Here is a 22,029-nt window from a genome sequence, read left to right as displayed (position 1 = left end):
CACCGCCCGCGGATGGTTTATGGTTGTCGGAATCCTCAATTCGCAACGGGAGTAAGGCATGCATCCACGAGTTCAGCAGGTCACCGAGCGCCTGGTGGAGCGCAGTCGCAAGACCCGCGAGCGCTACCTGGCGATGATGGCCGCGGCGGCCAGCGAAGGTCCGCAGCGCGGCAAGCTGCAGTGCGCCAACTTCGCCCACGGCGTCGCCGGTTGCGCTTCGAGCGAAGACAAGCAGCGCCTGCGCCTGATGAACGAGGCCAACGTCGCGATCGTCTCGGCCTACAACGACATGCTCTCCGCGCATCAGCCCTACGAGCATTTTCCCGAGCTGATCAAGCAGGCACTGCGCGAGATCGGTTCGGTCGGCCAGTTCGCCGGTGGCGTGCCGGCGATGTGCGATGGCGTGACCCAGGGCGAGGCGGGCATGGAGATGAGCCTCGCCAGCCGCGAAGTGATTGCCATGAGCACGGCGGTGGCGCTGTCGCACAACATGTTCGATGCCGCGCTGCTGCTCGGCATCTGCGACAAGATCGTGCCTGGCTTGATGATCGGTGCGCTGCGCTTCGGCCACCTGCCGACCATTTTCGTACCCGGTGGGCCGATGCCGTCGGGTATTCCCAACAAGGAAAAGGCCGAGGTGCGCCAGCGCTACGCCGAGGGCAAGGCCAGTCGCGAGGAGCTGCTGGAGTCGGAGATGAAGTCCTACCACAGCCCCGGCACCTGCACCTTCTACGGCACCGCCAACACCAATCAGGTGGTGATGGAGATCATGGGCCTGCACCTGCCGGGCTCGTCGTTCGTCAATCCGTACACACCGCTGCGCGATGCGTTGACCCGCGAAGCGGCGCGGCAGGTCGTCCGCCTGACCCACCAGGGCGGCAGCTACACGCCGCTGTGCCAGATCGTCGACGAGAAGGCCATCGTCAACTCGGTGGTTGCGCTCAACGCCACCGGTGGCTCGACCAATCACACCCTGCACATCCCGGCATTCGCCCGCGCCGCCGGTATCCAGCTGACCTGGCAGGACATGGCCGAACTCTCCGAGGTGGTGCCGACGCTGGCCAAGGTCTACCCCAACGGCCAGGCTGACGTGAACCATTTCCATGCCTGTGGCGGGGTGCCGTTCATGGTGCGCACGCTGCTCGACGCCGGGCTGCTGCACGAGGACGTGCACACCGTGGTCGGCAAGGGCCTGCGCCGCTACATCCAGGAGCCGTTCCTCGACGGCGAGCAGCTGGTCTGGCGCGACGGCCCGGAGCAGAGCCTGGACGAAAATATCTTGCGCCCGGCAGAGCGGCCCTTTTCGCCAGAAGGCGGCTTGCGCGTGCTGGAGGGCAACCTCGGGCGCGGCGTGACGAAGATTTCCGCCGTGGCACCGGAGCATCGCGTGGTTGAGGCGCCGGCGCGGGTGTTCATCGATCAGAGCGAACTGGCCGCGGCATTCAAGGCCGGCGAGCTGGAGCGCGACTTCGTCGCCGTGGTGCGCTTCCAGGGGCCGAAGGCCAACGGCATGCCGGAACTGCACAAGCTGACGCCGTTTCTTGGTGTGCTGCAGGACCGCGGCTATAAGGTCGCGCTGGTCACCGACGGGCGCATGTCTGGAGCTTCGGGCAAGGTGCCGGCGGCCATTCATGTCTGCCCCGAGGCGCTGGACGGCGGGCCGCTGGCGCGGGTGCGCGATGGCGACATCATCCGCGTCGATGGCGAAACCGGCGCGCTGCGTGTGCTGGTCGAGCCGCTCGAATGGGCGGCGCGCAGGCCGGCCACGCGCCCGGAAGATCTGGGCATCGGCTGCGGTCGCGAGCTGTTCGGCTTCATGCGCGCGGCGTTCAGCAGCGCGGAGCAGGGCGCCAGCGCCTTCACCAGCGGGCTGGAGGCGTTGCAGTGAAGACGGCACTGGTCGGCGATATCGGCGGTACCAATGCGCGCTTCGCGCTCTGGCGCGATCAGCGCGTCGAGCAGATCCGCGTGCTGCCCACGGCGGATTACGCCTGTCCCGAGCTGGCGATCCGCGCCTACCTGGCGGCGGTCGACCAGCCGCTGGAAACGCTCGAGGCGGTCTGCCTGGCATGCGCCGGGCCGGTGGGCGGCGATGTATTCCGTTTCACCAACAACCATTGGCAGCTCAGGCGCGCGGCATTCTGTGCGGATCTCGGGCTTGCGCAGCTGCTGCTGATCAACGACTTCACCGCCATGGCGCTGGGCATGACGCGCCTGCATGAGGGCGAACGCATCACGCTTTGCCCAGGCGAGCCCGAACCCGGCCGGCCACGTCTGGTCATAGGGCCTGGCACGGGCCTGGGTGTCGCCACGCTGTTGCCGCTGCAGGGCGGCGGCTGGCGGGCGCTGCCGGGCGAGGGCGGGCACATCTGCCTGCCGGTGGGCAGCGAGCGCGAGGCCGCGATCTGGGCCCATCTGCACCGCCAGCTCGGTCACGTGAATGCCGAAGCGGTGCTCAGCGGGCCGGGGCTGCTGGCGCTGTACCGCGCCAGCTGCGGGCTGGACGGTCGCGCGGTGACGGTCGATTCGCCGGCTGCGGTCACCGCCGCTGCACTGGCGGGCGAGCCCTATGCGGTCGAGGTGCTGCAGCAGTTCTGCCGCTGGCTCGGGCGTGTGGCCGGCGACAACGTGCTGACCCTGGGCGCGCGGGGCGGGGTGTACATCGTCGGTGGGGTGGTGCCACGCTTCGCCGAGTTCTTCCTCGCCAGCGATTTCCAGCAGAGCCTGCGTGACAAGGGGCGCATGAGCGGCTATTTCGATCAGCTGCCGGTGTGGCTGGTGACAGCGCCGTATCCGGGGCTGGAAGGTGCCGGCGTCGCCCTGCAACCATTGTTGGAGGGCGCCTGAGGCGCGGCACCAGGGACGCAACCGGGTGACCGGATAACAACAAGAAAAGGGATGCGATGTGAGTCAGACGGGAAAACAGCTGCTGCTGGTCGACGACGATCAGGAAATTCGCGAGCTTCTGCAGGCCTACCTCAGCCGCTCCGGCTTCCAGGTGCGTACCGTGGCCGATGGCGCGGCGTTCCGCCAGGCGCTGTGCGAGCAGCCGGCGGATCTGGTGATCCTCGACGTGATGCTGCCCGACGAGGACGGCTTCAGCCTCTGTCGCTGGGTGCGCGAACACGAACGCCTGGCCTCGATGCCGATCATCATGCTCACCGCCAGTTCCGACGAAGCCGATCGGGTGATCGGCCTGGAGCTCGGCGCCGACGACTATCTCGGCAAACCCTTCAGCCCGCGTGAACTGCTGGCGCGGATCAAGGCGCTGCTGCGCCGGGTGAGTTTCGCTCAGGAGCGCGGCAGCGATGTGCTGGCCTTCGATGACTGGCGGCTCGACATGGTCAGCCATCGCCTGTTCCACGCCGATGGCGAGGAGGTGTTCCTCTCCGGCGCCGACTTCGCCCTGCTCAAACTGTTTCTCGACCACCCGCAGCAGATTCTCGACCGCGACACCATCGCCAACGCCACCCGCGGCCGCGAGGTGATGCCGCTGGAGCGCATCGTCGACATGGCGGTCAGTCGCCTGCGCCAGCGCCTGCGCGATACCGGCAAGTCGCCGCGGCTGATCCGCACCGTGCGTGGCTGCGGCTATCTGCTGGCGGCCCAGGTGACGTCGCAATCATGAATTTGCGGACCGGGCGGCGCCGGTTGTTGCCGGTGCCGCGCTCGCTGCTGGGACGCATGCTGGCACTGACCCTGCTGGCGGTATTGCTCGCCCAGGGACTGTCGAGTCTGATCTGGCTGTCACAACTGCGCGCCAGCCAGACCGAAGGGCTGACCACCACCGCGCGCAGCCTGGCGCAGTCGATGGCCGCCAGCGTCGGCTACTTCCGTTCGCTGCCGTTGGGGTATCGGCCGCTGGTGCTCGATCAGCTGCGCAGCATGGGCGGCACGCGTTTCTTCGTCTCGCTCAACGACCGGCCGTTGCAAATGCAGATCCTGCCCGAAACGCCGCGCAAGCGGTTGGTGCTCGGTGAAGTCGATCGGGTGCTGCGTCAGCGCCTCGGCAGCGCGGTGGACCTGACGGTCGAGTTCGTCAGCCCGGAAGATCTGCGCATCTTCAACAGCGGCATCGCGCTCGACGAGCTGCCGCGTTCCTGGGCGCACTATGCGCTGAGTTTCGAACCGCTGGCACCGCCGGTGCTGGTGACGCAAATCCAGATCGCGCCCGGTGAGTGGCTGTACCTCGCCACACTGATGCCGGCGCCGTACGTCAGCCTGGAAGACGAGGGGCTGCCGGTGCAGCAGCTGTGGTTCATCGTGCTCACCACGGTGTTTCTGCTGTCGTTCATCGGCCTGCTGGTGCGCTGGCAGAGCCGTCCGCTCAAGCGTCTGGCCAAGGCCGCGCGAGACATGGCGGTGGGCGGGGAGATGCGTCCGCTCGCCGAGGTGGGAGCCAGCGAGGTGGTGGAGGTCAGTCGCGCTTTCAACAGCATGCGCGAACGCATCAACCGCTACCTGAGCGAACGGGGCCAGCTGTTCAGCGCGATTTCCCATGACCTGCGCACGCCCATCACCCGCTTGCGTCTGCGCGTCGAACTGCTCGACGACGAAGCCGTGCAGGCCAAGTTCAGCCGCGACCTCGACGAGCTGGAGCTGCTGGTCAAAGGCGCCTTGCAGTGCGTGAAGGACACCGACATCCACGAGAACATCGAGGCGGTCGATCTGAACGTGCTGCTCGAACATATCGTCGAGCCCTATCAGGCCAGTGACCCTGACTGCGTGACGCTCGCCGGCCGCGCGCTGCGGCCCTATCCGGGCAAGCCGCTGGCGCTCAAGCGCTGCATCGGCAACCTGCTGGATAACGCGCTCAAGTACGGCGGGCGTGCCCATCTGCGTCTGGAGGACAGCGCCGAGCTGCTGGTGCTGCATGTCGACGACGAGGGCCCGGGCGTGCCGGAACAGCGCCTGGAGCAGGTATTCGAGCCGCACGTGCGGCTGTCCGGGCAGCAGCAGGGCTACGGCCTGGGGCTGGGTATCGCACGCAACATCGCCCACGCCCACGGTGGCGAGCTGGGCATGCGCAACCTGCCGGAAGGGGGCCTGCGGGTCACCCTTACGCTGCCGCGCCAGGCCTCCAGCGATGACTGAAACGCGCCGTTTCCGTGGTGCGTGACATTTCACCGAGGTTTGTAACCGGACGGTGACCATTGCCTATCCCTTCGTTACCCAGCGCCCCTTGCGGCGCGCATAGACTCGGATCAACGCAAGCGACCACGCCTTGCCCGATAAAAACAAGAAGGTGCCCAGACATGAAAGCGTTCCATCACCTCGCTCTTTCCATTTCCCTTGCCCTGCCGCTCGCCGCCCATGCCGGCGAGGTCGAGGTGCTGCACTGGTGGACGTCCGGTGGCGAAAAGCGCGCCGCCGACACGCTGCAGAAACTGGTAGAGAAGAAAGGCCACAGCTGGCGTGATTTCGCCGTGGCCGGTGGCGGCGGCGAGGCGGCCATGACGGTTCTGAAAACCCGTGCCGTGTCCGGCAATCCGCCGGCGGCTGCGCAGATCAAGGGGCCGGACATTCAGGAATGGGGTGAGCTGGGCCTGTTGGCCAACCTCGACGAAACCGCCAAGGCGGACAAGTGGGAAGAGCTGCTGCCCAAGCAGGTGACCAAGATCATGCAGTACGACGGCTCCTACGTCGCCGTGCCGGTCAACGTGCACCGGGTCAACTGGCTGTGGATCAACCCCGAGGTGTTCGAGAAGGCCGGCGCCACGCCGCCGAAAACCCTAGACGAATTCTTCGCCGCCGCCGACAAGCTCAAAGCCGCGGGTTTCATCCCGGTCGCCCACGGCGGCCAGCCCTGGCAGGACGGCACCGTATTCGAGGACTTCGTGCTGAGCATTCTCGGCCCGGAGGATTACCACAAGGCCTTCGTCGAGCTGGATGAGGACACGCTCACCGGCGAGAAGATGGTCCAGGCGTTCGCCGCCCTGAAGAAGCTGCGCGACTACATCGATGCCGATGCCGCGGGCCGCGAATGGAACCGCGCCACCGGCATGGTCATCGACGGCAAGGCCGGCATGCAGATCATGGGCGACTGGGCTAAGAGCGAGTTCACCGCTGCCAACCAGGTGGCCGGCAAGGACTACCAGTGCCTGCCGTTCCCCGGCACCCAGGGCAGCTTCGCCTACAACATCGACTCGCTGGCGATGTTCAAGCTCAGCGACGAGGAAAACCGCAAGGCCCAGGTCGATCTGGCGCGCACGGTGCTGGAGCCGGAGTTCCAGACGTTCTTCAACCAGAACAAGGGCTCGATCCCGGTTCGCCAGGACATGGACATGAGCGAGTTCGACGCCTGCGCGCAGCAGTCGATGAAGGACTTCAAGGCGGCCGCACAGGACAGCGGTCTGCAGCCCAGCCTGGCCCACGGCATGGCGGCGTCGAGCTACGTGCAGGGCGCGGTGTTCGACGTTGTGACCAACTTCTTCAACGACCCCAAGGCCGACCCGCAAAAGGCGGCCAAGCAACTGGCGGCGGCGATCCAGGCCGTGCAGTAACGCTACGGGCGGATAGCGCCGCCCGATTCCCGAAACGTGCGTCCCCGGTACATGCCTTGGCATGTGCCGCGGGCGACGACATCCCGGATTTCCATGAGGGATCACACCCATGAGCTCCATCGCGCTTCAAGCTAGGCCCGCCAAGGCTTCGCCGCTCGACGCCCTGCAGCGCTGGCTGCCGAAACTGGTGCTGGCGCCGAGCATGCTGATCGTGCTGGTCGGCTTCTACGCCTACATCGGCTGGACCTTCCTGCTGTCGTTCACCAATTCGCGCTTCATGCCCAGCTACAAATGGGCCGGCCTGCAACAGTACGAGCGCCTGTGGGACAACGACCGCTGGTGGGTCGCCAGCCAGAATCTGCTGGTGTTCGGCGGCCTGTTCATCGCCATCAGTCTGCTGATCGGCGTAGTGCTAGCCGTGCTGCTGGACCAGCGCATCCGCCGCGAGGGGCTGATCCGCACCATCTACCTGTACCCGATGGCGCTGTCGATGATCGTCACCGGCACCGCCTGGCAGTGGCTGCTCAACCCCGGCCTGGGCCTGGACAAGCTGCTGCGCGACTGGGGCTGGGAGGGCTTTCGCTTCGACTGGCTGGTGGACCCCGACCGGGTCATCTACTGCCTGGTGATCGCCGCCGTGTGGCAGGCCTCGGGCTTCGTCATGGCACTGTTTCTCGCCGGTCTGCGCAGTGTCGACCAGTCGATCATCCGCGCCGCCCAGGTGGACGGTGCCAGCCTGCCGACCATCTACCTGCGCATCGTGCTGCCGAGCCTGCGCCCGGTGTTCTTCAGTGCGCTGATGATCCTCGCCCACATCGCGATCAAGAGCTTCGACCTGGTGGCGGCGATGACCGCCGGCGGGCCGGGCTACTCCAGCGATCTGCCGGCGATGTTCATGTACGCCCACACCTTCACCCGCGGCCAGATGGGCCTGGGCGCGGCGAGCGCCATGCTGATGCTCGGCGCGGTGATGGCGATCATCGTGCCGTACCTGTATTCCGAGCTGAGGACCAAGCGCCATGTCTGACTTCGCGCAACCGCGCCTGACCCTCGGGCGCCTGACCATCCACGCCACGCTGCTGCTGGCCTGCGCCGTCTACCTGATACCGCTGATCGTGATGCTGCTGACCAGCTTCAAGACGCCGGACGACATCCGTACCGGCAACCTGCTGAGCTGGCCGGACGCGTTCACCGCCATGGGCTGGCTGACCGCCTGGGACAGCATCGGCGGCTACTTCTGGAACTCGGTGAAGATCGTCATTCCGGCGGTGCTGATTTCCACTGCGCTCGGCGCCATCAATGGCTACGTGCTGTCGATGTGGCGCTTCCGCGGCTCGCAGCTGTTCTTCGGGCTGCTGCTGTTCGGCTGCTTTCTGCCGTTCCAGGTGATCCTGCTGCCGGCGTCGTTCACCCTCGGCAAGCTCGGTCTGGCCAATACCACCGCCGGCCTGGTGCTGGTGCACGTGGTCTACGGGCTGGCCTTCACCACGCTGTTCTTCCGCAACTTCTACGTCAGCGTGCCGGATGCGCTGGTGCGGGCGGCGCGGCTCGATGGCGCCGGCTTCTTCACCATCTTCGGGCGCATCCTGCTGCCGATGTCGGTGCCGATCATCATGGTCTGCCTGATCTGGCAGTTCACCCAGATCTGGAACGACTTCCTCTTCGGTGTGGTGTTCGCCAGTGGCGACACCCAGCCGGTCACCGTGGCGCTGAACAACCTGGTGAACACCAGCACCGGCGCCAAGCAATACAACGTCGACATGGCCGCCGCGATGATCGCCGGCCTGCCCACGCTGGTGGTCTACGTGATCGCCGGCAAGTACTTCCTGCGCGGGCTGACTGCCGGCGCCGTCAAGGGTTGAGGAGAAAAACAACATGGCATCCCTGGAACTGCGCAACGTCCAGAAAACCTACGGCAACGCCAAGGTCGAAACGCTGAAGAACATCGCGCTGAAGATCGACGCAGGAGAGTTCCTGATCTTGGTCGGGCCGTCGGGCTGCGGCAAATCCACCCTGATGAACTGCATCGCCGGGCTGGAAAACATCACCGGCGGCGAGATTCTGGTCGACGGCGAGGACATCAGCCAGGCCAGCCCGAAGGATCGCGACATCGCCATGGTGTTCCAGTCCTACGCGCTGTACCCGACCATGAGCGTGCGCGACAACATCGCCTTCGGCCTGAAGATGCGCAAGGTGCCGGCCGCACAGATCGAGGAGGAGGTGGCGCGGGTCGCCAAGCTGCTGCAGATCGAGGCGCTGCTCGAGCGCAAGCCGTCGCAGCTCTCCGGCGGCCAGCAGCAGCGCGTCGCCATGGGGCGGGCGCTGGCGCGGCGGCCGAAGATCTACCTGTTCGATGAACCGCTGTCGAACCTCGACGCCAAGCTGCGCGTGGAGATGCGCACCGAAATCAAGCTGATGCATCAGCGCCTGAAGACCACCACCGTTTATGTCACCCACGACCAGATCGAGGCGATGACCCTCGGCGACAAGGTCGCGGTGATGAAGGACGGCGTCGTCCAGCAGTTCGGCACCCCGCACGAGATCTACAACGACCCGGCCAACCAGTTCGTGGCCAGCTTCATCGGCTCGCCGCCGATGAACTTCGTCCCCGTGCGCCTGCGCCAGCAGAGCGGGCGTTGGGTCGCCGTGCTCAACAGCGATCAGGCGAGCTGTGAAATTCCGCTGGCGTTGCCGGCCGATGCGCAGTGGCACGCGCGTGACGTGATTCTCGGCATCCGCCCGGAGCAGATCGGCCTGGCCGACGGCGCGGGCAACGACTGCTCGCTGCGCTGCCAGATCGAGGTGATCGAGCCCACCGGGCCGGACACCCTGGTGTTCTTCAGCCTGAACGAGGTCAAGGCGTCGTGCCGTCTGGCGCCGGACCAGGCCCCGCGCGCCGGTGAAACCCTCGAGCTGCAGTTCGATCCGCACAAGGTGCTGCTGTTCGATGCGCACACCGGCGAGCGGCTGGACCACCAGGCTGCCCGCCCGGCGGGCGGCGGGCGGCTCGGTGTGGTCGAGACCTTGCCGAACGGCCGCACGCCTGGCGAACGAGGCGTGCCTTACAGCGGGCGTGAGCGCAGCGGTAGCGCCCGCTAGGGCGCGCGCAGCGGCCCGACCCAGGCAGCGCTTGTCGCCGTGCTGACCTGCAGATAACGAATAACAACAACAGCGAACGGAGTGGACATGAAAACAACAATATCCGCAGGAATGAGTCTGGCTGCCGCCGTGGCGTGCGCCGTGCTGCCGCTGAGCGGTCAGGCGCTGGAGTTTTCCGGCTACCTGCGCAGCGGCGTCGGCGACTCGGTAGAGGGCGGGACGCAATCCTGCTTCCAGTTGCCCGGCGCGCCGAGCAAGTACCGTCTCGGCAACGAGTGCGAGCAGTACGCCGAGCTCGATCTGCGTCAGGATCTCTACACCTTTGCCGATGGCTCGGTGCTCAGCCTGGAAGGCATGGCGGCGCTGTACAACCAGTACGGCCACACCCCGGAATTCACCGGCGATCACGGCTGGGCGCGGATGGTGCAGGCCTATGCCGAGTGGAGCAAGGTGCCGGCGCTGTACAACGGCTCGCTGTGGGCCGGGCGGCGCTTCTACAAGCGTAACGACATCCATATCTCCGACTTCTACTACTGGAACCAGAGCGCCACCGGTGCCGGCGTGGAAGATATGGAGATCGGCGGCCTGAAGTACAGCTACGCCTTTTCACGCAAGGACGGAGTGTTCCAGAAGGACTACATCAATCGCCACGACTTCAACGTCGGCGGCTTCGACAGCAATCCTGGCGGCGAGCTGGAATTCGGCGTGAGTTACATCGACAAGCCCGACAGCGAGGACGCCCACAGCGGCTGGGCGGTGACCGCACAGCACAAGCAGGACGGCTTTCTCGGCGGCAGCAACACCCTGGCACTGCAGTACGGCGAAGGCCCGGGGACCGGTCTGGGCTACACCGGCGATGTCACGCTGGACGACAGTGCCCGCAGCTGGCGCGTGGTCGAGTATTTCGACTGGCAGCTGACGCCCCGTTTCGGCGGGCAGTTCCAGGTGGTCTACCAGAAGGACAAACGTGTCGACGGCGGCGACCAGGATTGGTGGTCGGTCGGGGTACGTCCGACCTATGCCTTCACCGAGCAGTTCAAGCTGGTCACCGAGCTCGGTCACGATCAGATCGACGCCGCCGACGGTACGCGCAAGCTGAGCAAATTCACCGTTGCGCCGACCTGGTCGCCGGCCGGCCCGGCGTTCTGGGTGCGGCCGGAAGTACGCCTGTATTACACCTATGCGCAGTGGAACGACGCCGCGCAGCGGGCCGCGAATCTGATGGCTGCCGGCTCGGCACTCTCGGACAGCGGGGCCTTCGGTGATGCCCAGCACGGTTCCAACTTCGGCGTGCAGGTGGAGTACTGGTGGAAATGATCGGTTGAGCGCGCAACACTGACGCCGGCCGGCCTTGCGCAACGCGAGGCCGACCGGCGCGTCGGAGGTGTCGTGGGCGGCAAGGTAGACAATCCCTGCGTGGATCTGTGCAAGCTCAAGGACGACATCTGCGTCAGCTGCGGTCGTAGCCGCGACGAGATCAAACGCTGGAAGAAACTCAAGAACAAGGAACGCAAGGTCGTCAGGCAACAGGCGGCCGAGCGTCTCGCCAACCTCGGCAAGGCGAACAAGCGCAAACCGTGATGGCGCGGCCGTCCAGCACCGTGCATCGTCGGGACAGAATTTTTTCCGATTCGCGCGAGTCTTTTGCAACGATCTCTGTCTGTTGCTGAAGGGGCGCCGTGCCGCGCAGCACGGAATGACCGCGAGCCGGTGCCCGGCCATTCGAGCGGCGCCGAAGCCCACACTGCACTGACCACGAGCGTTTATGCCTGCGATCAACGTTGAACCCAATACCTTTGCCCTGTTCGGCGCGCTGGGCGATCTGGCGCTGCGCAAGCTGTTTCCCGCGCTTTATCAGCTCGACCGCGCCGCCCTGTTGCACGCCGATACGCGGCTGCTGGCACTGTCACGCGAGGGCGGCGAGCCGGACGAGCAGATGGCGCGGATCGATCAGGCCCTGCGCCGCTACATCCCGCCGCACGAGCTGGACGATGCCGTGCTGCAGCGCTTTCTGGCGCGTCTGTGCTGTCTGCGCATGGATTTTCGCCGCGGCGAGGATTACGCCGTGCTGGCACAGAACGTCAGCGCCGAGCTGCCGCTGATCGCCTATTTCGCCACGCCCGCCGCGGTATACGGTGCGATCTGCGAACACCTGGCAGGCGCCGGGCTGGCCGCGCAGGCGCGGGTGGTGCTGGAGAAACCCATCGGCCATGACCTGGCGTCGTCGCGGGTGATCAACGATGCGGTCGCGCAGTATTTCGCCGAGAGCCAGATCTATCGGATCGATCATTACCTGGGTAAGGAAACCGTCCAGAACCTGATTGCCCTGCGTTTCGCCAACAGCCTGTTCGAGACGCAGTGGAACCAGCACCACATCTCGCATGTGGAGATCACCGTGGCCGAAACCGTCGGCATCGAGGGGCGCTGGGGTTACTTCGACCAGGCTGGCCAGTTGCGCGACATGATCCAGAACCACCTGCTGCAGCTGCTCTGCCTGATCGCCATGGACCCGCCGAGCAACCTCACCGCCGACAGCATCCGCGATGAGAAGGTAAAAGTGCTCAAGGCGCTGGCGCCGATCACGCCGGACATCCTCAGCCAGCGCGTGGTGCGCGGCCAGTATTCGGCCGGGATCGCCGGCGGCAAGCCGGTGCCGGGCTATCTGGAGGAAGAGAACTCCAATGCCACCAGCAGCACGGAAACCTTCGTCGCCCTGCGCGCCGACATTTGTAACTGGCGCTGGTCCGGCGTGCCGTTCTACCTGCGCACCGGCAAGCGCATGGCGCAGAAGCTGTCGCAGATCGTCATCCACTTCAAGGAACCGCCGTTCTACATCTTTGCGCCCGAGCAGCGCTCGCTGATCAGCAACCGGCTGATCATCCGCCTGCAGCCGGACGAGGGCATTTCCCTGCAGGTGATGACCAAGGAGCAGGGGCTGGACAAGGGCATGCACCTGCGCAGCGGGCCGCTGCAGCTGAATTTTTCCGAGACCTACAAGAGCGCGCGCATCCCCGATGCCTACGAGCGGCTGCTGCTGGAGGTGATGCAGGGCAATCAAAACCTGTTCGTGCGCCGCGACGAAGTCGAATACGCCTGGCAATGGTGCGATCAGCTGGTCGACGGCTGGACCCGTATTGGCGACAGTCTCAAACTCTATCCTGCCGGCTCCTGGGGGCCGGTGGCTTCGATTGCCTTGATTACTCGTGACGGGAGGTCCTGGTATGGCGATTTCTGAACTCGACCTGCCTACCGGCGTGGTTGCCCACAGTCTGGCCGACGCCGCTGGGCAGGCGCGGCTGATGGCTGACGACGCGGCCAAGGTGCTGAACTACGCGGTGCGCACCCACGGCGTGGCCAGCCTGGTGGTATCCGGCGGGCGCAGCCCGGTGCCGTTCTTCGAGGAACTGTCGCGCCGCGAGCTGGATTGGTCCAGGGTGCAGATCAGCCTGGCGGACGAGCGCTGGGTGCCGCCAAGCGATGCGGCCAGCAACGAGGGGCTGGTGCGTCGTCATCTGTTGCAGAACGCCGCGGCCGTGGCGCAGTTCATCGGTTTGTATCATCCGGCGGCCACCCTGGAGGAAGCCGCGCAACTGGCGGACCGACGTCTGGCCGAACTCGGTCAGCCGATCGATGTGCTGGTGCTGGGCATGGGCGACGATGGCCACACCGCGTCGTTGTTTCCCGACAGTGCGCGTCTGGACCATGCACTGCGGGCCGATTGCCCGGATCGCTGCGTGGCGATGTGCGCGCCGACCGAGCCGCGCGAGCGCCTGAGCATGACCTATCCGCTGCTGGCCTCGGCGCGCATGCAGTGTCTGGCGATCCAGGGCATGACCAAACTGGAGACTCTGCGCCAGGCCTTGAACGCCGATGCGTTGCGGATGCCGATTCGCGCGTTCATTCACTCTCCGCTGGAAATCTACTGGTGTCCCTGACGCCCTGAGGATTGCCCATGACCATGCAACTGAAGAACGACCTGATCGAGCAGCTGTGCGTGAATGCGCGCATCCTGCCGGTGATCACCATCGGTAGCGAGGAGCAGATCCTGCCGCTGGCCGACGCCCTGGCGGCGGGCGGCCTGCGCACGCTGGAAATCACCCTGCGTTCGGCGCATGGGCTGACGGCGATCCGCCGGCTGCGCGAGGAGCGTCCCGAGCTGTGCATCGGCGCCGGCACCGTGCTCGACCACCGCATGATGGATCAGGTGGAAGCGGCCGGGGCGCAGTTCGTGGTCACCCCCGGCGCCAGTCGGGAAGTGCTGGAAGCCGGCGTGCAATGTGCGGTGCCGGTGCTGCCGGGCATCGCCACGGCAACGGAAATCATGGAGGGCTATGCGCTGGGCTATCGCCGCTTCAAGTTGTTCCCGGCCGAAGTCTGCGGGGGCATCGCCGCGCTCAAGGCGTTCGGCGGACCGTTCGCGGACGTGCGCTTCTGCCCGACCGGCGGCGTCAACGCCGGCAACGCCGCGCAATACCTGGCGCTCGGCAACGTGATGTGCGTCGGCGGAACCTGGATGATCGATGCGGCCAGCCTCGCCAGTGGCGACTGGGCGCGTATCCGGCAGGCCACCGCCAATGCGCTCGCCGCTCTCGGCTGAGCGGTCGGTGCATCCGTGCGCAAACGGTGCGTGCGGACGTCGATGCGCGTATGATTCGCGCCCTTTCAATCGGAACTGACACACCGGGAGGTGCCCAGAATGACCGAGCATGACGATTCCACCCCTCACGTCGCCCATGGCGAAAAACTGCAGAAGGTCCTGGCCCGCATGGGGCTGGCTTCGCGACGTGATATCGAACAATGGATCAGCGAAGGCCGGGTCAAGGTCAACGGCGCGGTGGCCAGCCTCGGCCAGCGCGTGGACCGGCTCGACGCCATCGCCGTCGACGGCCGCCTGATCAAGCGCGAAGAAGCCGCCGTGGTGCGGCGCGTGCTGATCTACAACAAGCCCGACGGCGAAATCTGTACCCGCAACGATCCGGAAGGTCGTCCGACCGTATTCGACCGCCTGCCGCGGCCGAAGGAAGGCCGCTGGATCAACATCGGCCGGCTGGACATCAACACCACCGGCCTGCTGCTGTTCACCACCGATGGCGAACTGGCCAACCGGCTGATGCATCCGTCCTACGAGATGGACCGCGAATACGCGGTGCGCGTGCGCGGCGAAGTCGACGACGAGATGATCGAGCGCCTGAAGACCGGCGTCATGCTGGAAGACGGCCCGGCGCGCTTCACCGACATTCAGGAAGCGCCCGGCGGCGAAGGTTTCAACCACTGGTATCACTGCGTGGTGATGGAAGGCCGCAACCGTGAGGTGCGCCGCCTGTGGGAATCCCAGGGGCTGGTGGTCAGCCGGCTGAAGCGGGTGCGTTTCGGTCCGGTGTTCATGACCTCCGATCTGCCGATGGGCCGCTGGCGCGAGATGTCGCAGGCCGAGGTGGACATCCTCAGTCAGGAGGTCGGCCTGACGCCGGTCGCGCTGCCGGAGATGAAGGCCCGCGCCAAGGAGAAGATCGACCGTCTGCAGCGCAAGGTGGCCAAGCCGCTGGCGCGTGGCGAGCGCCGCCCGCGTGTGCTGCGTCCGGCCGGTGAAGCCGACCTGCCGCGCATCGGCGACAAGCCGCGTGGCGAGCAGCCGGCGCGCAAGCCGCGTCCGGCCGAGCAGGGCCGTGGTACGCCGGTTGCCGAGCGTCCGAGCGATGTGAATCGCAAGCGTGGTAAGCGCCCCGAAGGCGCCGGCGGCGACAAGCCGGCTCCGGCCAAGCGGCGCGGCCCGCCGGCGGGTGAAGGGCAGCGCCCCGGCTTCGGCCGTAGTGATCGCCCCAAGCGGCCCTGACCGCAGCGAGCGCCGGTAACGAAAAAGGCTGCCACCGTCATGCGGGGCAGCCTTTTTTATTGGCCGGCATTCGCCGGCGTCAGTGCAGCAGCTCCGGCGGCACATTGCCGCCGTGAGTGGCGAGCTTTTGCATGATGGCCTTGTGCAGCCAGATGTTCATGGTGCCGGAGTCGGTCATCTTGTCCTGCGGGCAGTGCAGTTCGTTGGCCAGCTCCTTGCGCGCGTCCAGACTGCTATCGAGACCGAGCAGCTTGAGCAGATCGACGATGGACGTGCGCCAGTTGAGCTGCTCGTGGTGACTGGCGGCCATGGCGTCGAGCTTCGTCGCGATGTCGACCTGCGACATCGCCGGGGCGTCGGTGTGGGTGGTCGCATTGGCGGTAGCGGTGGGGCGGCCGGAATCCAGCGTGACGCCTTCGGCGCTGGTACTGGCGGCATCCGCCGGTGGGGTGGAAACCGGTTTCTGCGCCTCATTGGAGGCATCGCCGAAGCCGAGTTTTTCCTTGATTCTGTCGAACAGTCCCATGGCACATACCTCTTGATTTGGTCGTGCCGTATTGGACCGCCGCTTGGCGGAAACCATCCGCGATGGTGGAAAAAATACTGCGTCCCCACGCCGAAGCGTGGGGCGGGCAGGATCAGTCTTCGCGGCTGGTGACTTCCAGCAGGTGATAGCCGAACTGGGTCTTCACCGGACCCTCCACGACGTTGAGCGGCGCGCTGAAAACGACGGTGTCGAATTCACGCACCATCTGTCCCGGGCCGAAGGAGCCGAGGTTGCCGCCGTCACGGCTGGACGGGCAGCTCGAGTTCTCGCGGGCGACCTGGGCGAAATCGGCGCCGCCTTCGATGGCAGCCTTCAGTTCGTTGCACTTGGCTTCGCTGGAAACCAGGATGTGGCGGGCGGTGGCGCGGGCCATGGGTGACTCCTGTGATGCGTTTGGATGGGCTGCCGAGGCTACCGCAATCGTCTTTGCTTTGGCGACCGCCAGTCGTGGCAATGCGCTCGCCAATGCAGGCCCCCCGCCAGCAGCGCTTTTGCTATCCTCGCGCGCCTTTTCACCGGCTCCGGATACCTCTCATGCTTGAAACCGCTCTCGTCCAGCTCGAACGCGTCATCGCCGACCTGCTGCAGCAGAATCAGTCCCTGCGCGAAACCGCCGCGCTGCTCGAACAGCAGCTGCAGCAGGCCCACGAGGAGAACGACAACCTGCAGCTGGCCGCGCTGGAGCAGGAGGAAAAGCAGGGCGCGACGCTGGCCCGGTTGCAAGCGCTGATCGAGCGCGCCGCTGCCGGCAGTGCCGCATGAGTGCCGCCGACATTCAGGTGCTGAACATTCTCGGGCGCGAGTATTCGATTCGCGCCGGCGAAGGACAGGCGGCGCTGTTGTCCGACGCGGCGGCGCTGCTGCAGGAGCATCTGGCGACCAGCCGCCGTCAGTTCCCCGATGCCAGCGCCGACAAGCTGCTGGTACTGACCGCGCTCAACCTCTGCGCGCCGTTGCTGCAGCAGGGCGAGCAGCTGCGCGCGGCCGAGCAGCGCCTCAATTCCAGCCTGGAGCGCGTCACTAGCCAGCTGCGCGGCTAGCCAGGGGCGGCACGGCGGCCTCGTCGAGTTCCGTGTCGCTGTCCAGATAGCGCTGCAGGCGTTCCTTCTCCTGCGCGGTGAAGCTCAATCCGAGCTTGGTGCGACGCCAGAGAATGTCGTCCGCCTCGCATGCCCATTCGTGATCGCGCAGATAGTCCACCTCACGGCTGTAGAGCTGCGCAGCGAGTGGCTGGCCAAGCTGCTGCAGCGTGTGGGCATCGCCGAGCATCTGCCACACACGGCTGCCGTAGGTGCTGGCCCAGCGTTGCGCCAGCGCCGGTTCGATGCCTTCGATGCGCGCCTCGATGTCCCGGGCCAGCTGCTGCGGCGAATCCATCTCCTCGCCACCGGGGAGCGCGGCGCTGGCCGTCCAGCTCGGCCCCAGTGCGGGAAAGAACGGCGCCAGCAGCGTCATCGCCGACTCGGCGAGCTTGCGGTAGGTGGTCAGCTTGCCGCCGAAGACCGAGAGCAGCGGCGCCTGTTGCGGGTCCGCCGCCAGCGCGAGGGTGTAATCGCGGGTGACGGCAGCGGGGTTGTCCGATTCGTCATCGCACAGCGGCCGCACGCCGGCAAAGCTGTGCAGGATGTCGCTTGGCGCCAGCTGCCGGCGGAAGTGCGCATTGGCCACGCCGAGCAGGTAGCCGGTCTCCTCCTCGCTGATGCGCACCTGCGCCGGGTCGCCCTGGTACTCGCGGTCGGTGGTGCCGATCATCGTGTAGCGCCCGAGGTAGGGGATGGCGAACACGATGCGGCGATCCTCGTTCTGCAGGATGAACGCCTGCTCGCCGTCGTACAGCCTGGGCACGATGATGTGGCTGCCCTGGATCAGGCGGATGCCGTAGGGCGAGCGTTGCTGCAGCCCCTCGCCGATGAACTGCGCCACCCACGGCCCGGCGGCATTGACCAGCGCCTTGGCGCGCAAGGAAAAGCGGCTGCTGTCCTGGCGCTGTAGCTCGACATGCCAGATGCTGCCGGCGCGCTTGGCGCTCAGGCATTGGGTGCGGGTGTGGATATGCGCGCCTTTCTCGCGTGCCGCCATGGCGTTGAGCACCACCAGCCGCGCGTCGTCCACCCAGCAATCGGAGTACTCGAAACCACGGCGGATATGCGCCTTGAGCGGACTTTCGGCCGAAAAGCGCAAGCCGCGCGAACCCGGTAGCTTCTCGCGCTTGCCGAGGTGGTCGTAGAGGAACAGCCCGGCGCGGATCATCCACGCCGGACGCAGATGCGGGCGATGAGGCAGCACGAAGCGCATCGGTTTGACGATGTGCGGAGCCTTCGCCAGCAGCACTTCGCGCTCGGCCAGCCCCTCGCGAACCAGGCGGAATTCGTAGTGTTCCAGATAGCGCAGCCCGCCATGGATCAGCTTGCTGCTGGCTGATGAGGTGTGGCTGGCGAGGTCGTCGCGTTCGCAAAGGAACACCGACAGGCCGCGGCCGGCGGCATCGGCCGCGATACCGACGCCGTTGATACCGCCGCCGATCACGGCAACGTCATAGAGCTCGGAGACGGGCTGGACGGAATGGGGCACGGGCTTCTCCTCGAAAACGAAAGATCATGTTCGGTTTTGAACATGCTATGCGCAGAAGAATCCATGCGAAAGCAAAAATGTTCGAAATCAGATAAAAGGGAACATTTTCGAAAAAGACGTTGCTGAAATCGCATCCGCAGTTGGCTGGCGGCGCGCGAGAAGCCGTTATTCGGCGATCTCCACCTGCACCTTGTGGCGCGCAAGCAGTTCGGCGAAGACCTCGGACGGCGGCGCATCGGTGAACAGGTAGTCGATCTGCTCCAGCGAGCCCAGGCGCGTCATGGCGCTGCGGCCGAACTTGCTCGAATCGGCTGCCATGAAAACCTTGCGGGCGTTATGGATGATCGCCTGCGAGACGCGCACTTCTTGATAGTCGAAGTCGAGCAGGGTGCCGTCCTCGTCGACGCCGCTGATGCCGATCAGCGCGAAGTCCACCTTGAACTGGCTGATGAAATCGGCGGTGGCCTGGCCGACGATGCCACCGTCGCTGCGCACGCTGCCGCCGGCGATCAGCACCTCGAAATCCTCCTTGGTACTGAGAATGCTCGCCACGTGCAGGTCGTTGGTGATGATCTTCAGGTCGCGGTGGTTCAGCAGCGCCTGCGCGATGGCTTCGGTGGTTGTGCCGATGTTGATGAACAGCGAGGCCTGATCGGGAATCCGAGCGGCCACGGCGGCGGCGATACGCAGCTTCTCGTCGCGCATTTGCCGCGCGCGCTGGCTGTAGGCGGTGTTCTGCACGCTGGAATCATAGGCGGCGCCGCCGTGATAGCGGCGCAGCAGCCCGGCTTCGCCCAGCTGATTGATATCCCGGCGGATGGTCTGCGGCGTGACCGCGAAATGCCGGGCCAGCTCGTCGATGCTGACGTAGCCGCGCTCGCGCACGAGATCCAGGATGTTCTGCTGTCGGGGCGCCAGGCTCATGGGGCTTCCTTATGGGCTGTTTGCCCCGAAGCATGCCGCAGTCTGGCGTTCGATTAAAGCGCGGAGCGTTCGGATTCGCACATGCCGCGCCTGCTTGCGAACGCTCGCTGGGCAGGCGCGGCAGCGTTCGATCAGTCCTCGGCCCAGTTGCGCGTGCGGTCGACCGCCTTCTGCCAGCCACGATAGAGCGCTTCGCGCTGTTCGCTTCCGCACGCCGGTTCGAACACGCGCTCGATACTGCTCTTGCTGCGCAGTTCGTCGAGATCGCTCCAGAACCCGGTCGCCAGTCCGGCCAGATAGGCGGCGCCGAGGGCAGTGGTTTCCTTCATCTGCGGCCGTTCCACCCGGGTGCCGAGCAGGTCCGCCTGGAACTGCATGAGGAAGTTGTTGGCCACCGCGCCGCCGTCCACCCGCAGGGCACGCAGGCGCTCGCCGGCGTCCTGCTGCATGGCGTCGAGCACGTCGCGGGTCTGGTAGGCGATGGATTCCAGCGCTGCGCGGATCAGGTGGTCGACTTTCACGCCGCGGGTCAGACCGAACAAGGCGCCACGGGCGCGCGGGTCCCAGTAGGGCGCGCCGAGGCCGGTGAAGGCCGGCACCAGATAGATGCCGTTGCTGTCCGGTACCTTGGTGGCGAAGTACTCGGAATCCAGCGATTCATTCAGCACCTTCAGCTCGTCGCGCAGCCATTGCACGGTGGAGCCGCCATTGAAGATGGCGCCTTCCAGCGCGTAGTTCACCTCGCCGCGCGGGCCGCAGGCGATGGTGGTCAGCAGGCCATGTTCGGACTGCACCGCCTTGGTGCCGGTGTTCATCAGCAGGAAGCAGCCGGTGCCATAGGTGTTCTTCGCCTGGCCCGGCTCGACGCACATCTGGCCGAACAGCGCGGCCTGCTGGTCGCCGGCGATACCGGCGATCGGAATGCCGGTGCTTTGGCCGGAGCCGATGTAGGCGTGGCCGTAGACCTCTGACGAGGAGCGCACTTCCGGCAGCATCTCGCGCGGGATATCCAGCGCTTCGAGCATCACCGGGTCCCAGTCCAGCTTGTGAATGTCATAGAGCATGGTGCGCGAGGCGTTGGTGTAGTCGGTGACGTGGGCCTTGCCCTGGGTCATCTTCCAGATCAGCCAGCAGTCGACGGTGCCGAACAGCAGCTCGCCTCGGCGGGCGCGCTCGCGGCTGCCTTCGACGTGATCGAGAATCCACTTGATCTTGGTGCCGGAGAAATAGGGGTCGATCACCAGGCCGGTGGTCTTGCGGATGTGATCGTTCATGCCGTCACGCTTGAGCTGGTCGCAGATCGGCGTGCTCTGGCGGCTCTGCCAGACGATGGCGTTGTAGATCGGCCGGCCGGTGACCTTGTCCCAGACGATGGCGGTTTCGCGCTGGTTGGTGATGCCGATCGCCGCCACCTGCTCGTTGGTGATGCCGGCCTGAGCCAGGGCCTCGACGAACACGCCGCTCTGGGTTGCCCAGATTTCCATGGGGTCATGCTCAACCCAGCTCGGCTGCGGGTAGATCTGCGCGAACTCGCGCTGGGCGATGGTCACCACGTTGGCGTTGCGATCCAGCACGATGGCGCGCGAGCTGGTGGTGCCCTGATCGAGGGCGACGATGAATTGCTTGTTCTGGTTGCTCATGGCGTCGTTTCCTTAGCGAACTTTGCTGATGTCGGGCTGGGCGGAGCCCATTTCGGCAGAGGCCATTTCCTTGGGTTTCGGTGCATCGCAGGCGGCCGAGCCTACCCCTGGCAGGTGCCGGCAGATCAGCGCCTTGTATCCGGCGGCACCCAGGCAGGCGCCAAGGATCGGCGCGAAGATCGGCACCAGGAAATACGGAATGTCCCGCCCGCCGGAAAAGGCGACATCACCCCAGCCGGCGAAGAAGGTCATCAGCTTGGGCCCGAAGTCCCGTGCCGGATTCATTGCAAAGCCGGTCAGCGGTCCCATCGCACCGCCGATCACGGCGATCAACAGGCCGATCAGCAGCGGCGCCAGCGGGCCGCTGGGCAGGCCGTTACCGTCATCGGTGATAGCCATGATCATCGCCAGCAGGATTGCAGTGATCACCACTTCCACCAGGAACGCCTGGCCGAACGACAGCGACGCGTGCGGGTAGGTGGAGAACACCGAGGCCAGCTGCAGGCTTTCGACGCTGCCACGGACCATGTGGTTCGCCTGCTCGAAATCGATGAACAGGCTGCTGTACAGCCCATACACCAGCGCGGCGGCACAGAAGGCGCCGGCGACCTGGGCAAGGATGTACGCCGGTACGCGATGCCGCTCGAAGGTGCCGAACAGCCACAGCGCGATGGTGACGGCCGGGTTCAGGTGCGCACCGGATACGCCGGCGGCCAGATAGACCGCCATCGACACACCGATGCCCCAGATGATGCTGATTTCCCATAACCCGAGATTGGCGCCGCCCAGCTTGAGCGCGGCGACGCAGCCGGTGCCGAAGAAGATCAGAAGGGCGGTGCCGAGGAACTCGGCGATGCATTGTCCCTTGAGCGTCGGGACGGTTGGAGTACTCATGCGCGGGAGCCTCATGCG

General features: G+C 65.9%; 22 protein-coding genes. 16 read left to right on the top strand and 6 right to left on the bottom strand.

Annotation, left to right across the window (positions count from 1 at the left end; translation table 11 throughout):
- The first annotated feature begins 58 nt into the window (after window positions 1-58).
- From edd to rluB, 14 genes are all read left to right on the top strand, one after another.
- Complete coding sequence (edd, locus tag AC0ZJQ_RS12380) at window positions 59-1,888, top strand: phosphogluconate dehydratase (RefSeq protein WP_476476753.1); 1,830 nt, start codon at window positions 59-61, stop codon at window positions 1,886-1,888.
- Window positions 1,885-2,847 carry a glucokinase gene (locus AC0ZJQ_RS12375; protein WP_476476752.1) on the top strand — a complete coding sequence of 321 codons (963 nt, stop codon included), beginning with the start codon at window positions 1,885-1,887 and terminating at the stop codon, window positions 2,845-2,847. The genes edd and AC0ZJQ_RS12375 overlap by 4 nt, the downstream gene beginning before the upstream one ends.
- A 58-nt stretch (window positions 2,848-2,905) precedes the next feature.
- Complete coding sequence (locus AC0ZJQ_RS12370) at window positions 2,906-3,628, top strand: response regulator (RefSeq protein WP_008570338.1); 723 nt, start codon at window positions 2,906-2,908, stop codon at window positions 3,626-3,628.
- The gene (locus AC0ZJQ_RS12365) at window positions 3,625-5,094 is read left to right on the top strand and encodes an ATP-binding protein (RefSeq protein ID WP_043297214.1); all 1,470 of its coding nucleotides are present in this window, start codon (window positions 3,625-3,627) and stop codon (window positions 5,092-5,094) included. The genes AC0ZJQ_RS12370 and AC0ZJQ_RS12365 overlap by 4 nt, the downstream gene beginning before the upstream one ends.
- 161 nt (window positions 5,095-5,255) lie before the next feature.
- A complete protein-coding gene (locus tag AC0ZJQ_RS12360) occupies window positions 5,256-6,503 on the top strand; it encodes an ABC transporter substrate-binding protein (protein ID WP_213663723.1) in 1,248 nt (415 codons plus the stop codon).
- Window positions 6,504-6,612: 109 nt separating this feature from the next.
- Window positions 6,613-7,530, top strand: a complete 918-nt coding sequence (locus AC0ZJQ_RS12355) for a carbohydrate ABC transporter permease (protein WP_008570335.1) — start codon at window positions 6,613-6,615, stop codon at window positions 7,528-7,530.
- Complete coding sequence (locus AC0ZJQ_RS12350; RefSeq protein WP_155550418.1) at window positions 7,523-8,365, top strand: carbohydrate ABC transporter permease; 843 nt, start codon at window positions 7,523-7,525, stop codon at window positions 8,363-8,365. The genes AC0ZJQ_RS12355 and AC0ZJQ_RS12350 overlap by 8 nt, the downstream gene beginning before the upstream one ends.
- 13 nt (window positions 8,366-8,378) lie before the next feature.
- Window positions 8,379-9,602: an ABC transporter ATP-binding protein gene (locus AC0ZJQ_RS12345; protein ID WP_476476751.1), complete on the top strand. Its 1,224-nt coding sequence runs from the start codon at window positions 8,379-8,381 to the stop codon at window positions 9,600-9,602.
- Window positions 9,603-9,713: 111 nt separating this feature from the next.
- Complete coding sequence (locus tag AC0ZJQ_RS12340) at window positions 9,714-10,919, top strand: carbohydrate porin (RefSeq protein ID WP_476477778.1); 1,206 nt, start codon at window positions 9,714-9,716, stop codon at window positions 10,917-10,919.
- A 72-nt stretch (window positions 10,920-10,991) separates the two neighbouring features.
- Window positions 10,992-11,183: a DUF1289 domain-containing protein gene (locus AC0ZJQ_RS12335; protein WP_314019171.1), complete on the top strand. Its 192-nt coding sequence runs from the start codon at window positions 10,992-10,994 to the stop codon at window positions 11,181-11,183.
- Between the two features lie 184 nt (window positions 11,184-11,367).
- Window positions 11,368-12,837, top strand: a complete 1,470-nt coding sequence (zwf, locus tag AC0ZJQ_RS12330; RefSeq protein ID WP_008570328.1) for a glucose-6-phosphate dehydrogenase — start codon at window positions 11,368-11,370, stop codon at window positions 12,835-12,837.
- Complete coding sequence (gene pgl / locus AC0ZJQ_RS12325) at window positions 12,824-13,537, top strand: 6-phosphogluconolactonase (protein ID WP_008570327.1); 714 nt, start codon at window positions 12,824-12,826, stop codon at window positions 13,535-13,537. The genes zwf and pgl overlap by 14 nt, the downstream gene beginning before the upstream one ends.
- A gap of 17 nt (window positions 13,538-13,554) precedes the next feature.
- Window positions 13,555-14,199 (top strand): bifunctional 4-hydroxy-2-oxoglutarate aldolase/2-dehydro-3-deoxy-phosphogluconate aldolase, encoded by a 645-nt coding sequence (locus AC0ZJQ_RS12320; protein ID WP_476476750.1) that lies wholly within the window; start codon window positions 13,555-13,557, stop codon window positions 14,197-14,199.
- 99 nt (window positions 14,200-14,298) lie between these two features.
- Window positions 14,299-15,435 (top strand): 23S rRNA pseudouridine(2605) synthase RluB, encoded by a 1,137-nt coding sequence (gene rluB, locus AC0ZJQ_RS12315; protein WP_476476749.1) that lies wholly within the window; start codon window positions 14,299-14,301, stop codon window positions 15,433-15,435.
- A gap of 79 nt (window positions 15,436-15,514) precedes the next feature.
- Here rluB and AC0ZJQ_RS12310 read toward each other — a convergent pair whose 3' ends face one another.
- Together AC0ZJQ_RS12310 and AC0ZJQ_RS12305 are read right to left on the bottom strand one after the other, a co-directional pair.
- A complete protein-coding gene (locus AC0ZJQ_RS12310) occupies window positions 15,515-15,961 on the bottom strand; it encodes a DUF3597 domain-containing protein (RefSeq protein ID WP_476476748.1) in 447 nt (148 codons plus the stop codon).
- Window positions 15,962-16,073: 112 nt separating this feature from the next.
- The gene (locus AC0ZJQ_RS12305; RefSeq protein WP_476476747.1) at window positions 16,074-16,355 is read right to left on the bottom strand and encodes a peptidylprolyl isomerase; all 282 of its coding nucleotides are present in this window, start codon (window positions 16,353-16,355) and stop codon (window positions 16,074-16,076) included.
- Between the two features lie 161 nt (window positions 16,356-16,516).
- On the opposite strand from AC0ZJQ_RS12305, the gene AC0ZJQ_RS12300 reads away from it, so the two are divergent.
- Both AC0ZJQ_RS12300 and AC0ZJQ_RS12295 read left to right on the top strand, forming a co-directional pair.
- Window positions 16,517-16,744, top strand: a complete 228-nt coding sequence (locus AC0ZJQ_RS12300) for a hypothetical protein (protein WP_476476746.1) — start codon at window positions 16,517-16,519, stop codon at window positions 16,742-16,744.
- Entirely contained in the window at window positions 16,741-17,022 is a 282-nt protein-coding gene (locus AC0ZJQ_RS12295) for a cell division protein ZapA (protein ID WP_476476745.1), read from the top strand. Before AC0ZJQ_RS12300 ends, AC0ZJQ_RS12295 begins: the two co-directional genes overlap by 4 nt.
- Here the strand turns inward: AC0ZJQ_RS12295 and glpD are convergent.
- The 4 genes from glpD to AC0ZJQ_RS12275 form a co-directional block, all read right to left on the bottom strand.
- Window positions 17,003-18,553, bottom strand: coding sequence for a glycerol-3-phosphate dehydrogenase (glpD, locus tag AC0ZJQ_RS12290; RefSeq protein WP_476476744.1), 1,551 nt, complete (start codon window positions 18,551-18,553; stop codon window positions 17,003-17,005). The genes AC0ZJQ_RS12295 and glpD overlap by 20 nt on opposite strands.
- A gap of 165 nt (window positions 18,554-18,718) precedes the next feature.
- Window positions 18,719-19,477, bottom strand: a complete 759-nt coding sequence (locus AC0ZJQ_RS12285; RefSeq protein ID WP_008570320.1) for a DeoR family transcriptional regulator — start codon at window positions 19,475-19,477, stop codon at window positions 18,719-18,721.
- 131 nt (window positions 19,478-19,608) lie between these two features.
- Window positions 19,609-21,117: a glycerol kinase GlpK gene (gene glpK / locus AC0ZJQ_RS12280; protein WP_476476743.1), complete on the bottom strand. Its 1,509-nt coding sequence runs from the start codon at window positions 21,115-21,117 to the stop codon at window positions 19,609-19,611.
- Window positions 21,118-21,129: 12 nt separating this feature from the next.
- Window positions 21,130-22,011 (bottom strand): MIP/aquaporin family protein, encoded by an 882-nt coding sequence (locus tag AC0ZJQ_RS12275; protein WP_213663714.1) that lies wholly within the window; start codon window positions 22,009-22,011, stop codon window positions 21,130-21,132.
- Window positions 22,012-22,029 lie beyond the last annotated feature (18 nt).

The organism is Stutzerimonas sp. 21-1, from assembly GCF_056336065.1.
The sequence above is the reverse complement of the archived record's forward strand: the minus strand, read 5'-3'. Positions and strand labels throughout refer to the sequence as shown.